Source organism: Gilliamella sp. ESL0232, from assembly GCF_013346885.1.
Lineage (GTDB): Bacteria > Pseudomonadota > Gammaproteobacteria > Enterobacterales > Orbaceae > Gilliamella > Gilliamella bombi.
In genome coordinates this window covers 133830-146562 of sequence record NZ_JAAEDW010000005.1, presented here as the reverse complement: position 1 = coordinate 146562, position 12733 = coordinate 133830, and the positions used below count along the sequence as shown (strand labels likewise).

At 35.6% G+C, this 12733-nt stretch carries 14 protein-coding genes; all 14 read right to left on the bottom strand.

Going from position 1 to position 12733, the window contains the following annotated elements:
• Nucleotides 1-89: 89 nt before the first annotated feature.
• Nucleotides 90-257, bottom strand: coding sequence for a hypothetical protein (locus GYW75_RS07075; RefSeq protein ID WP_167370036.1), 168 nt, complete (start codon nt 255-257; stop codon nt 90-92).
• Between the two features lie 351 nt (nt 258-608).
• Nucleotides 609-1853, bottom strand: coding sequence for a beta-ketoacyl-ACP synthase II (gene fabF / locus GYW75_RS07070; protein ID WP_174798870.1), 1245 nt, complete (start codon nt 1851-1853; stop codon nt 609-611).
• A 161-nt stretch (nt 1854-2014) separates the two neighbouring features.
• Nucleotides 2015-2248, bottom strand: coding sequence for an acyl carrier protein (gene acpP, locus GYW75_RS07065; protein WP_174798869.1), 234 nt, complete (start codon nt 2246-2248; stop codon nt 2015-2017).
• A gap of 150 nt (nt 2249-2398) precedes the next feature.
• The gene (fabG, locus tag GYW75_RS07060) at nt 2399-3133 is read right to left on the bottom strand and encodes a 3-oxoacyl-ACP reductase FabG (RefSeq protein ID WP_174798868.1); all 735 of its coding nucleotides are present in this window, start codon (nt 3131-3133) and stop codon (nt 2399-2401) included.
• Nucleotides 3134-3152: 19 nt separating this feature from the next.
• On the bottom strand, nt 3153-4088 hold the full coding sequence (gene fabD / locus GYW75_RS07055) for an ACP S-malonyltransferase (RefSeq protein ID WP_174798867.1): 936 nt from the start codon (nt 4086-4088) through the stop codon (nt 3153-3155).
• Between the two features lie 35 nt (nt 4089-4123).
• The gene (locus tag GYW75_RS07050) at nt 4124-5077 is read right to left on the bottom strand and encodes a beta-ketoacyl-ACP synthase III (RefSeq protein WP_174798866.1); all 954 of its coding nucleotides are present in this window, start codon (nt 5075-5077) and stop codon (nt 4124-4126) included.
• Nucleotides 5078-5081: 4 nt separating this feature from the next.
• Nucleotides 5082-6128, bottom strand: coding sequence for a phosphate acyltransferase PlsX (gene plsX, locus GYW75_RS07045; RefSeq protein ID WP_081298000.1), 1047 nt, complete (start codon nt 6126-6128; stop codon nt 5082-5084).
• 33 nt (nt 6129-6161) lie between these two features.
• On the bottom strand, nt 6162-6329 hold the full coding sequence (gene rpmF / locus GYW75_RS07040; RefSeq protein WP_025316508.1) for a 50S ribosomal protein L32: 168 nt from the start codon (nt 6327-6329) through the stop codon (nt 6162-6164).
• 4 nt (nt 6330-6333) lie between these two features.
• Nucleotides 6334-6843, bottom strand: a complete 510-nt coding sequence (gene yceD / locus GYW75_RS07035) for a 23S rRNA accumulation protein YceD (RefSeq protein ID WP_065561382.1) — start codon at nt 6841-6843, stop codon at nt 6334-6336.
• 242 nt (nt 6844-7085) lie between these two features.
• The gene (locus tag GYW75_RS07030; protein ID WP_174798865.1) at nt 7086-9005 is read right to left on the bottom strand and encodes a BglG family transcription antiterminator; all 1920 of its coding nucleotides are present in this window, start codon (nt 9003-9005) and stop codon (nt 7086-7088) included.
• Between the two features lie 3 nt (nt 9006-9008).
• Nucleotides 9009-9749, bottom strand: a complete 741-nt coding sequence (gene dagF / locus GYW75_RS07025) for a 2-dehydro-3-deoxy-phosphogluconate aldolase (RefSeq protein ID WP_065589631.1) — start codon at nt 9747-9749, stop codon at nt 9009-9011.
• On the bottom strand, nt 9749-10888 hold the full coding sequence (locus tag GYW75_RS07020; protein ID WP_065589632.1) for a DgaE family pyridoxal phosphate-dependent ammonia lyase: 1140 nt from the start codon (nt 10886-10888) through the stop codon (nt 9749-9751). Before GYW75_RS07020 ends, dagF begins: the two co-directional genes overlap by 1 nt.
• Nucleotides 10866-12020 carry an amidohydrolase/deacetylase family metallohydrolase gene (locus GYW75_RS07015; RefSeq protein ID WP_174798864.1) on the bottom strand — a complete coding sequence of 385 codons (1155 nt, stop codon included), beginning with the start codon at nt 12018-12020 and terminating at the stop codon, nt 10866-10868. The genes GYW75_RS07020 and GYW75_RS07015 overlap by 23 nt, the downstream gene beginning before the upstream one ends.
• A gap of 58 nt (nt 12021-12078) precedes the next feature.
• On the bottom strand, nt 12079-12717 hold the full coding sequence (locus GYW75_RS07010) for a DUF4310 family protein (protein ID WP_065589668.1): 639 nt from the start codon (nt 12715-12717) through the stop codon (nt 12079-12081).
• Between the last annotated feature and the right edge of the window lie 16 nt (nt 12718-12733).

Sequence of the window (12733 nt, the reverse complement as noted above, 5' to 3'; positions counted from 1 at the left end):
CAAAATGTAAAAGAAATAAAAATTCTTGATGTAAAAAACCAACCAGAGTACATTTAAAGTTAGCACAATTAATCTAAAAAAGTGCAAAACTATTTACGACGTAGTCCCTCTGTAGTTGCTACTTTTATAACGATTTTCATCAACTCTTCATCACTGGTATTAGCTAAGCCAAATTCAGCCAGCATGGTTGATAAACCGACAGATTCGCAGAAATTATATACAGTTTCAATCATATCTGAATTACTATCGATTAACATTACCAATGTACCTATCGCTACTGTTTCTCCAGCCAATAATCATGCGTTGTTTCTGATACAGTAAAGCCATTATGAATGGCATGAGCAGCAGGCATTCGCCACATTTAAAGCTTCTAAAATATAAGAATAAAATTTGAACATACACTAAACATATCGTCTCCAATCAAGGAGAAAATATATTTGTTGATATAAATATAAAACAAGCTTTAACATTCAATTTACCAAATAGAATGTTAGAAAAATGAGGAATACGCTACATTTTTACTTAATAAAAATGGACTATTATTGACAACACATTAACAAGAGATGAATAAATTCCCACCATTTTTAGTGATGGGAAAATAATTAAAATTATATTTTTTTAAATAGGACCGAACCATTGGTTCCGCCAAAACCAAAAGAGTTACAAAGTGCATATTCTAAATTTTTAACCTGACGCGCTGTATGAGGAACATAATCAAGATCACATCCCTCACCAGGATTATCAAGATTAATTGTCGGCGGAACAGCTTGATCACGTAATGCTAGGACAGTGAAAATTGACTCAACTGCACCAGCTGCACCCAATAAATGCCCTATCATAGATTTAGTTGAACTCACCATCACTTTGCTAGCATTTTCTTTAAAAATACTTTTTACCGCTTGGGTTTCAGCCTTATCACCAGCGGGGGTCGATGTACCATGAGCATTAATATAACCAACCTGTTCTGGAGCAATACCTGCATCACGAAGTGCACATTTCATTGCTAAGGCCGCACCACTACCATCGGCTGGAGGCGAAGTCATATGATAAGCATCACCACTCATACCAAATCCAACTAGTTCAGCGTAAATCTTAGCTCCGCGTTTTTTGGCATGTTCATATTCTTCTAAGAACATGATTCCTGCACCATCACCCAACACAAAACCATCACGGTCTTTATCCCAAGGACGGCTTGCTGCTTTAGGATTGTCGTTATTAGTTGATAAAGCACGAGCTGCACCAAAACCACCGATACCCAATGGGGTACTCGCTTTTTCGCCACCACCCGCTAACATCGCATCTGCATCACCATAAGCAATCATGCGTGCAGCATGACCAATATTATGAACACCTGAAGAACAAGCTGTTGCAATAGTAATACTCGGTCCTTTTAATCCATAAATAATAGATAAGTGGCCTGCAATCATATTAACAATTGTTGATGGTACAAAAAACGGGCTAATTTTGCGTGGTCCACCATTTACTAATGCACTGTGGTTTTCTTCAATCAACCCAAGCCCACCAATACCAGAACCTATAGCACAACCGATTCGTTCTGCGTTTTCATTCGTGATTTCAATGCCTGCATCTTGCATTGCCTGCATACCTGCAGCAATGCCATATTGGATAAAATAATCCATTTTACGTGCATCTTTGCGTGAAATATTATAATCTTCGCCATTAAAGTTTTTAACCATCGCTGCGAAGCGCGTTGCGAAAGGGGCTGTATCAAAGTGCTCTATGAGTTCAACACCACTTTGCCCAGCTAATAAAGCTTGCCAAGTGGATTCAACTGTATTACCTACAGGAGATATCATGCCCATTCCAGTAACAACAACTCTGCGTTTAGACACATTGCCCTCCAGGAAAGGATTGAAATGAAATTTGAATCATTGAAAAATTTTATTTTGAGTTTTCTAAAGATTTATACCGACTTATTTTTAATTTAACAATTAAAGATATAAATACAAACTAGGCGATCATTTGACCGCCTATCATAAAAACTCTACTAACCTTATTGATTTGCAGTAATATAATCAATTGCAGATTGAACAGTTGTAATTTTTTCAGCTTCTTCGTCAGGAATTTCAGTATCAAATTCTTCCTCTAAAGCCATAACTAATTCAACTGTATCAAGAGAGTCAGCGCCAAGATCTTCAATGAAAGAAGATTCGTTTTTAACTTCTTCCCCTTTTACACCAAGTTGCTCAACAATAATTTTCTTAACTCGCTCTTCAATAGTGCTCATACTCTTTTTTTTCCTATAAAAATCGCCGAAAGTGGCGGTGAATGTAAGTTTATAAAATGTTGAAAAAGATGCCAATCATTTTCCAACCCAATTGCTTAGTTTTTGTTCAAAACGTTAAAATAATGGCTCATTTTACACTATTCTAACCAATTACACCATATACATGCCACCATTGACATGTAAAGTTTCACCAGTAATATAAGATGCTTCATCTGATACTAAAAATGCTACTGCATTAGCTATTTCTGTTGGTTCACCTAATCGTCCAGCAGGAACTTGTGCTAATGTTAAAGATTTTTGTTCATCGGTTAATGCATTGGTCATATCAGTTGCGATAAAACCAGGTGCAACCACGTTAACAGTAATACCTCGTGATGCAACTTCACGTGCTAATGATTTACTAAAACCAATTAATCCAGCTTTAGCTGCAGCATAGTTAGCTTGGCCCGCATTTCCCATTGTGCCTACTACTGAGCCAATGGTTACAATTCTTCCATAGCGTTTTTTCATCATTGTGCGCAATAATGCTTTAGATAAGCGAAAAACAGATGTTAAATTTGTATTCAAAATATCTTGCCATTCGTCTTCTTTCATTCGCATTAATAAATTATCACGAGTAATACCTGCGTTATTAACCAAAATATCAATATCACCAAATTCAGCCTTAATTGCACCAATAACTGACTCAATTGATGTTTGATCTGTCACATTTAAAGCAAGACCTTTACCATTTGCTCCTAAGTAATGGCTAATAGCTTCAGCACCTTTTTCTGTTGTTGCCGTACCAATAACAGTTGCGCCACAAGCAACTAATTTTTCTGCAATTGCTTTACCAATTCCACGACTTGCTCCCGTAACTAAAGCAATTTTTCCTGATAGGTTCATAACCACCTCTTTTACCATTTTACTTTGTGTTTTCTAATGCCGTTTCTAATGATACTTTATCATTAACCACAAGACCAGAAAGTGTATCAACAATACGTTTAGTTAATCCCGTTAACACTTTCCCAGGGCCCATTTCGATTAAAAGTTTTACATCTTGTTTTGCCATATATTCAACAGTTTCAGTCCAACGTACAGGGCTGTAAAGCTGAGCAATTAATGCAGTTTTAATTTTTTCTGCAGATGTTTCAACTTTAACGTCGACATTATTGATAACAGCAAACTTTGGTGTATTAAATTCAATATCATTTAATGTAGTCGCTAATTTGTCAGCTGCTGGCTTCATTAACGCACAATGTGATGGTACGCTAACAGAAAGCGGTAATGCACGCTTAGCACCCGCATCTTTACATAGTGAGCCTGCACGTTCAACAGCTTCCTTATTACCAGCAATAACTACTTGACCAGGTGAATTAAAATTCACTGGCGCAACAATCTGCCCTTGAGCCGCTTGTTCACATGCTTTGCTAATTGATTCGTTATCTAATCCAATAATAGCGTACATTGCACCTGTGCCGCTTGGCACGGCTTCTTGCATTAATTTTCCGCGTAATTCGACTAATTTAATCGCATCTTTAAACTCAATCACGCCTGCACAAACTAAAGCAGAATATTCGCCTAAACTATGACCAGCCATAAAATCAGGTTGAGTACCATTAACACTTTGCCAGACTCTAAATATTGCAACAGATGAAGCAAGTAGTGCTGGTTGTGTCTGCCATGTTTTATTTAGTTCTTCAACTGGGCCTTTTTGTACTAAATCCCACAAATCATAACCTAACACATCAGAAGCTTCATCAAATGTTGATTTGACAATCGGAAAATTATCAGCAAGATCTTTTAACATACCGACAGCTTGAGAGCCTTGTCCTGGAAATACCATTGCAAATTTGGTCATTCTTAAATCCTTGATCATTAAAAATACTTCATAAACTAAAATCTAACTAGTGCAGATCCCCAAACAAATCCGCCACCAAAGGCTTCTAATAAAATTAGATGACCTCGTTGAATTCGTCCATCTCTTACACCAGTATCTAAAGCACAAGGCACAGAAGCAGCAGAAGTATTGCCCTGCTTATCTAATGTGACAATAACTTTATTCATATCCATATCTAAGCGTTTTGCGGTTGCAGAAATAATTCTTAAATTAGCTTGATGCGGAACTAACCAATCTAAATCTGCTTTATTGAGCGTGTTTTCAGTTAAAAGCTCGTCAACCAAATTTGATAGCTCTTTAACTGCCACTTTAAACACTTCATTGCCATGCATTGTCATATAAACAGGATCATTCATATTACGGCGATCAACATATGGATATTTTAATAAATCACCATAACGACCATCAGCATGGAGATGCGAAGCAATAATACCAGGTTCTTCTGATGCACCAACAACAACCGCTCCTGCACCATCCCCAAAAATGATAATGGTGCCTCGATCATTTGGATCAACACCACGGGTTAACATGTCAGAACCAACAACTAAAGCATTTTTAATTGCACCACTTTTAACATATTTGTCAGCAATATCAAGCGCATAAATAAACCCAGAACAAGCAGCTGACACGTCAAAAGCAACGACATCACCAATACCTAATTTAGCTTGTAATTCTGTTGCAGAACTTGGAAATGCATTGCCCGAAGTTGCTGTTGCAACAATAATCATACCTATTTCTTCTTTATCGATATTGGCCATTTCAATTGCATTTATAGCAGCTTCATAAGCCATGCTCGTTACTGTTTCATCTGGCTCTGCGATACGTCTTTCTTTAATACCAGTACGCGTTGTGATCCATTCATCACTGGTATCAACCATTTTTTCAAGATCTGCATTAGTTCTTATCTGTTTTGGAAGATAACTCCCAGTTCCTAATATCTTTGTATACATCTAATTATTCGCTCTTGGGTAGTGCGGAAGAAAGGCTCGTTGCAATCTTCTCAGGTATATTTGTTTGTATAGCCAAAATAGCTTGTTCTATTGCTGCATAAAATGATTTTTGATTGGCACTACCGTGACTTTTAATCACAATACTTCGAAGTCCAAGCAAGCAAGCGCCATTATATCGTCCGGGATCTAAATAACCAAAATTTTTTGCAATTTTCCTTTGTAGCCATTTACTCAATAATTTCAATAATAGTGAATGATGACCTAACGATAATTTAAAAGAAGACATAAAAATTTTTATTAAACCTTCTACTGTTTTTAACGTTACATTACCCACAAAACCATCACAAACAAGTACATCGGTTTTACCCGTTAAAAGTTCGTTACCTTCTAAATAACCGATATAATTAATTTTGTTATTTGATTTCAAAATAGCAGAAGCCGCACGAATTTTATCCAAACCTTTAATGTCTTCTTCACCAATATTAAGTAATGCAACACGAGGATATTCAATATTAAGCACTGTTTTAGCTAAAATTTCACCCATTATCGCAAACTGAACTAACATATCACTATCACACTCAGCATTAGCTCCTAAATCCAATACTACTGTATTTTGATTGTTTAATGCTGGAACTATAGCGACGAGTGCAGGACGATCTATACCCGTCAATGAATGCAAAAGTAGTTTTGACAGCCCCATTAACGCACCAGTATTACCGGCACTTACACATGCTTGAGCTTTATTATCTTTAACTAGTTCAAGCGCAATTCTCATAGAAGATCCTTGACTATGACGAATTGCATAAGAAGGTTTCATATCATTAGCTATTACTGATGTCGATTCTATCAACATTAATCGACCTTCTTGTTGGTATTGAGTAATTAACTTTGCTTTTTCTTTAGGCAAAAAAAGATTGATTTCTGTTAGACACCCTACCAGAAAAATTGAAAGAGTTGGATAATTATTTAGTGCTTGTATTGCAGCAGGAACAACAATACGAGGACCGAAGTCCCCGCTCATAGCATCTAACGCAATGGTTAGATTATCCAAAATGTCACCTGAGGATTTCTAATTACTAAATAATTATTTAGAAATCACTTTACGACCACGATAATAACCATCAGCGGTTACGTGATGACGCAAATGTGTTTTACCTGATTCATCAACTGAGATATTAGCAACAGTTAATGCATCATGAGAACGACGCATACCACGTTTTGCACGAGTTTTACGATTCTGTTGAACAGCCATGGATTTACCCCTTATTCTTTAAACTAACTAAAATTGCAAATGGATTTGTTTTTTCATTCTCAGTAGGAATTTCACCAAATACCATATCTGCCTCTGACACTTCGCAGTGTTTACTATCATGTACCGGCGCAATTGGTAACGAGAGAATAATTTCGTCCTCAAGTAACGCTAATATATCTACTTCACCAAACTCGTTCATCAAAACGGGTTCATAATGTTCCGGTAGCGTCTCTGCTTGAGCATCGCTCTTAACAGGACTAAATTTATTCGTCACATGAACTTCAGTGACAAAAGGTTTAAAACAACGTTGACAAGTTTGTTCTAACGTTAATTTTGCATCAATATTGATAATGCAGAGTTTTTGTTCATCATAATAAAAAGACAAACTACACTCAATATCACTTTTTGGGCTATCAACCCTATTTACCGCTTGAAGTGGATAATATCCAATATAATCAAGTCGTTTTTGTGCCGATTTAATCGGATCAATAGTAAATGGTAATTTATTTTGCATAAGATATGCATACTACCTTAAAAAAATTTTTTTAGTGTAGTTAAAAACTACACAATGCCATAAGGCGCGCATATTACCTTTAAATCAAGGTTTCGTCAATGGGATCACACAATATAATTTGTTTTAGTTGTTGATTATTACTTTAATATTCATTTTGTTAATGATTATTTTTTTCTTGCAAAGTTTTTTCAGAAAACACCCATATTTCAGTATAAAAGTTGTCATTTTGGTCTTTTCATTTATTATGATAATCGACACAAACTATCTTTCATAATCGCTCGAAAATCATCAAAAGTTCTGCTATCTAATAAACGTTTGGTAGACTTTTCTTTGACAAAGTTTACAAACAAATTATATATTCGCATAGCATCTTCATATTCATCTTTGCTAATTGCTAATAAAAAAATAACATGCGCAACTTCATTTTTATCCCAAACAATACCTTGTGGTGCTAAAATAGTCGTAACTACAGTTTTTTTTGCCAACAATCCAACTGAATGAGGAATAGCAATATTTTCACCTAATAATGTAGAGACTATTTCTTCCCGCTCAACAAGTGATGGATAAAAATCACCACCAACATATCCTGATTGTTCAAGCCTTACACAAATACTTTTAAAAATTTCTTTTTGTGTCATTGGCTTATCAATAATAATAAAGAACTTTTCATCAAAAAAACGTTCAATAATATAAGGCATTTTTCGGTCAACCATTGCCAATCGCCCTAATTGTTCAAGCTGATAAGCTGTCGGAAATGGTGCTATTTTGACAATTTGTTTGTCTTTTTCGGTTAAGCGAACAGTTGATACAACAAAATCCTCTTCTATTTGTGTTAATTGCTCATACTCTCGATAGGAAAGTGTACGATTAATTTGGATATGCGGAAAATCTCTCTTAATTTTTGATTCAACCATACGCAAAGTTGAGTTACTGAGCTCACTAACTAATAGAATTTGTGCAAATCTTTCATGCCCTGCACTATAATTTCGCTCCAATGCTACACCAATATGTAAGGCTAAATAACTTATTTCATCCTCTGTCATTTTTGATTCAGTGTATTTTTCTGTATTAGTTAACGCAGAAAGCGTAATATCATAAGCAAATGGATAATATTGTTTAATTTCATGCAATAAAGGATTGGTTGTTCTTATTTGATATTTTATCCTAGATAACATTGATGACGTATGAATCAGCATATCTTGGCGTAATTTAGTATCATCCCATAAATTATAGTGATATGTATCATTAATATAAGATAATATATGCTCAACTAACGCCAAACTTTTTGCTTGATTTGGGGATTCTGTTATTATTCGAGAAATAATTTGTACACACAGATAATTAAATTCCGCATCACAAAGTACACTGCCTAAAAAATATGAAAACTCTTCTGAAATTTCACGTGCAGCACTAATAACTGTTGTATTAATTTGATCAACTTGATATTCAAGCAGCTCATAACCTTGAGTAATACGAGTAATAGATACAGCGCAACTGTAAAGCAAATATCCCTGTCCTTCAGCATTTAACTTTAGTTCAAAACGTTCAAGTTGGTTTTGTAAAATCTTTTCAAGATAATCTAAATCAATATCATTTAATATTGTCTGACGAAGCCTGTTTACGTTTATAGTATCTTCTGCCATATGACGTTGCCACAATATATCAGTTAAACATGCTCGAATTGATGACTCCTCTCCAACTAAGTACATCCCATAATAAGGACGATTTTCAAGAGATAAATTGTACTTATCTAAATATTGTTTAACCTCGATAACATCATTTTGTAAAGTACTGCGACTTAAAAACCACTCATCAGCTATATCATCCAATTTCACAGAAATGGACTGTGTTAAAAAAGCAATCAATAAAGCCGAAACCCTTTCTTTACTAGTTCTTGGTACTTGCTCAATTGCTTGAGTAATAGGCAATTGAGCATAACTGACTGGATCGGTTACTACAAGTTGATATCCTACATTTTTAGTATAATCAACTTGAGCACCATAACTACGTAAAACATCGTTAAGTGCTGAAACATCAGTACGAATTGTGCGAGTAGATACTGAAAAGCGATTAGCTAACTCTTGCTGAGGTAGTGTCTCTTTTTTTATAGTATCAAATAAATACGCTAATCGCTGATAAGAGAAAAGCACTTTAGATGACATCATTTATCCTACTAGTTTTTGTGTGATAGCTAAAAGTTGTTTGACATCATTGGTTCGCGTTGCACCAGTCGCTTTGTCAATAATAGAACTATAGATGTGTGGAATAATTTTTTTTACACCTGCATCTAAGGCAATTTTTAAAATTGCTTCATAATTATCTAAATCAATTCCACCTGTCGGCTCAAGATAGAAATCGTACTCAGCACAACACTTAGCCACATACTCAAATTCATCTTTATGTTTTAGACCTCCCATAGGAAAATATTTTATTGAACTGCCGCCCATATCTTTCAGTAAAGCGATAGCTGTTTCCACTGGAATAACTCCTGCTGGCGAATTTGAGCTTAAAGGTCCAGTTGCAATATTAACTAAACCAACTTTACCTGTCGGCGAAACTAAACCATTAATGATTGTTTGTTTTTGTCCTAACAATGCTCGGCTAGTCGCAACACCCGTGAAAACTTGGTTAATATGCTGTGGTTGAAGTACCGCTGAAATTTCAGACACCATAGTTGACTGATTTGGATCACCTGCACCAAGCCCCACAGAAATAGCATTATCGATAGCTGCAGCGTATTTTTGCATATCCTCAATCGCCGATTCATTATCTGAATAGTTTTTAGATAAGATACCAACAACTACATGACTTTGTGCCGCTTCATAAATCTCTTTTGCATTATCGATTGAATTTGCTAAAACATTTAAACAAACACGATCATTATAATAATTTGGAGTCAGTTGCATTATTTTGCTCCTTGAATAATATTTTTGATTTTGTTGTAAATAATATCGAGTTGGGCTGATGTTACACTACGCACATCGGCATCAACTTTACCTTCATTGGCTTTATATTCTCTGAAATACACTGCTATTTCGCCTTTTTTCATCAGGTCAACTATCTCAATTGCAGATTTACCTATTACACTTGCATCAAACGTTATTTCTGCACGCGCAATATCACGTCCTGCGCCATCCCAAACGACTCTGGCTGATACTCCATCAAGTGTATTTAGGCTTTCAATAAATGGCGTCATTTTAGTCACCATTTGCTGTCCTGTTTCAGTCTTTTTATCAGTAATATAAAGTTCAATAGCTTTTGTTAATCCTAAAATACCTTCTTTTCCTACTTTCATTGGTCGGCCAATACCTTGTGATTGTAGTTTTAACCATTCCACCGCCTGATGACGACCAATAACCAAACCACTAGTTGGCCCTTCGATTGCTTTAGCACCACTATAAACAACCAAATCTGCGCCTTGCTGATAATAAGTTTGTAAATCTTCTTCTGCCGCTGCATCAACAATTAATGGGACATTATGTTTTTTTGCAATTGCTGCTGTTTGTGCAACCGACAACATACTTTTTTGTACACAATGATGTGACTTAATATATAAAATTGCGGCAGTATCTGGATTAATTAGTGATTCAATATGCTCAGGCTTACACTCGTTGGCATAACCAGCTTCAACAATAATCCCTCCACCTAAAGAAACCATTGTGCCAATTGGTGCACCAAAATTAACATTATGACCTTTAGGAACAATGATTTCACGGGGGACATATTTGTCAGATGAATGTAAATTAAATAATAAATCGCGATCATCCTTAATAATTAATCCAGCAACAGCTTGGGCAATACCAGCAGAAGCACATGATACTACCACCGCATTTTCAACATTAAGCAATTTAGCAATATATTGGCCTGTTTTATCAACCAAATCTTTAATTTCAAAATATTCATTTAGCCCATGGGATACAGTATCGACCACTTCAGGCCTTGGCGTTGAAACACCTAAAATTGTCATTCGTCCTGATGCATTAATTACCTTTTTTAGGTTATATTTACTGTAAACATCTTTTTCAGTTTGAGATTCTGAGCTCATTTTTACTACCTTCTTCTGTTATTTCAATTCGTATCAAATGGTTTTTCTCATCAGCAACAATAGAGGCTAGAGGAACAAATTGCTCATCACTTTGTCTAACTTCACCTTCTGAATCTAATAATGAAACTGTTTGCTGTCTAATATCAAAAATAGTCAAATCTGCATCATAACCAACCGATAAAACACCTTTATTTTTAATTTGCAAAACTTGTGCCACATTTTTCGTCACACTATCAATGATTCTTTTTCGACTATAACCAAGACAGATAAACTTTGTCATCACATTAGCCAGGCTAAAAACTGGTCCCTGTAAACGATTTTTAGAATAAATATCAGAGCTAATAGTATTAGGATAAATATCTAAGCATTTAGCTCGTTCTGCTACTGAAAAACTAAAACTTTCACCACCATGACCGACATCCAATATCACACCACGTTCAATTGCTCGTTTAATTGAACCACGCAGTTTATTTTGTTTATCAAAGATTTGATTGGGTTTACCATTAAAACAATGTGTAATAATGTCACCTTTTGTTAACAAATCAGCAATTTCATCAAGCTCTGGAGGATTATTGCCAACATGGATCATTAAAGGTAAACCACTCTTTCTTTGCATTTCTTTAGCTTTAATTAAGGGTAAAATGCCATTTTCACCTACTACACTACGGCTCATTCGCACTTTGATCCCAATAATAAAATCGGGATACTTAGCTAATGCCTCATCAAATAAGGGTACATCAATATCTTGTATATCGGCGAGTTCACTTTGCCTTAATAACCCGATTTTAGAAATATTTAAAAAAGAGTAAACATGTGTACTTGCTTGCTGAGCTAATTGATAAAACTCATCTACATCGATAGCTCCAATGCTACCAGCATCAACAACCGCAGTAACACCAGCTTTAACGCCGATCAAATCAGGCTCATCATGATAAATAGGTGAATGAGCAAAACAATGGGTGTGTGAATCAATCCATCCGGCACTGATATAGTGCTTATTTTGTAGATCTAAGACACGCTCAGATTGGTCTGTAATAGAACTAGCAATCGCAACAATCTTTCCATGATGAATAGCAATATCTGTTACTGATTCATCAATTTGTTTGGCATTTTTTATAATTAAATCATACATAATTTATTCCGAATCCCCTCTTTGCAATTTAATAAATTACAGAGGGGAATAACTAATATTATAAAATTGGAAATATACCACCAAAAATCATAGCACCTAAAATAGCTCCACCTGTGATTGGTTTTTTCCATACATAAAAAAGTAGCGCCCCCAATAATGAACCGGTACCAATAGGAATTGAAGCAACCATCGCAGATAAAATAATCATAGGACCAAGAAATCGTCCTGATGCATTACCTGCCCCCATCATGACATCAGCACCAAAAGTCGAACCACCACCACTATTGACAGTGAATTTACGGATAATAATAATAATTAAGCCTATAAGCACACCTAATATCAATCCAGTTGCTAACGCTGCAAAAAAATTTTCAATAGGTAAAGTATAGCCGCCAGCTAGCAGTAACGCAGGTACACCAAGCCCAATACCTGTTTGCAATGCACCACCGATATCTAAAATGCCGACCAAGGAACCCTCAATAACACGAGCAAATAAAAAACTAGCACCAAAAGCCGCAACAGCGCCATAATCGCCAGTGGTCATTCCTGATTTGAGCATAGCAACAAATGCAATTTCATTAAATGCACCAATACCGTACACATAGAATGTATGCGTTCCAGCAAAAATACCGGCAGATAATAGCCCACAAATAATAGGGAAAGACCAATCGGCATACCAAAAACTTTTATTGACCATTGTTTGTGTATTCATA

Coding starts and splice junctions, on each gene's coding strand:
- GYW75_RS07020 (WP_065589632.1), bottom strand. CDS start 10,888: ATGAGCTCAGAATCTCAAACTGAAAAAGATGTTTACAGTAAATATAAC.
- GYW75_RS07030 (WP_174798865.1), bottom strand. CDS start 9,005: ATGTCATCTAAAGTGCTTTTCTCTTATCAGCGATTAGCGTATTTATTT.
- rpmF (WP_025316508.1), bottom strand. CDS start 6,329: ATGGCTGTTCAACAGAATCGTAAAACTCGTGCAAAACGTGGTATGCGT.
- GYW75_RS07050 (WP_174798866.1), bottom strand. CDS start 5,077: ATGTATACAAAGATATTAGGAACTGGGAGTTATCTTCCAAAACAGATA.
- fabD (WP_174798867.1), bottom strand. CDS start 4,088: ATGACCAAATTTGCAATGGTATTTCCAGGACAAGGCTCTCAAGCTGTC.
- GYW75_RS07010 (WP_065589668.1), bottom strand. CDS start 12,717: ATGGTCAATAAAAGTTTTTGGTATGCCGATTGGTCTTTCCCTATTATT.
- fabG (WP_174798868.1), bottom strand. CDS start 3,133: ATGAACCTATCAGGAAAAATTGCTTTAGTTACGGGAGCAAGTCGTGGA.
- dagF (WP_065589631.1), bottom strand. CDS start 9,749: ATGCAACTGACTCCAAATTATTATAATGATCGTGTTTGTTTAAATGTT.
- GYW75_RS07075 (WP_167370036.1), bottom strand. CDS start 257: ATGTTAATCGATAGTAATTCAGATATGATTGAAACTGTATATAATTTC.
- GYW75_RS07015 (WP_174798864.1), bottom strand. CDS start 12,020: ATGTATGATTTAATTATAAAAAATGCCAAACAAATTGATGAATCAGTA.
- acpP (WP_174798869.1), bottom strand. CDS start 2,248: ATGAGCACTATTGAAGAGCGAGTTAAGAAAATTATTGTTGAGCAACTT.
- yceD (WP_065561382.1), bottom strand. CDS start 6,843: ATGCAAAATAAATTACCATTTACTATTGATCCGATTAAATCGGCACAA.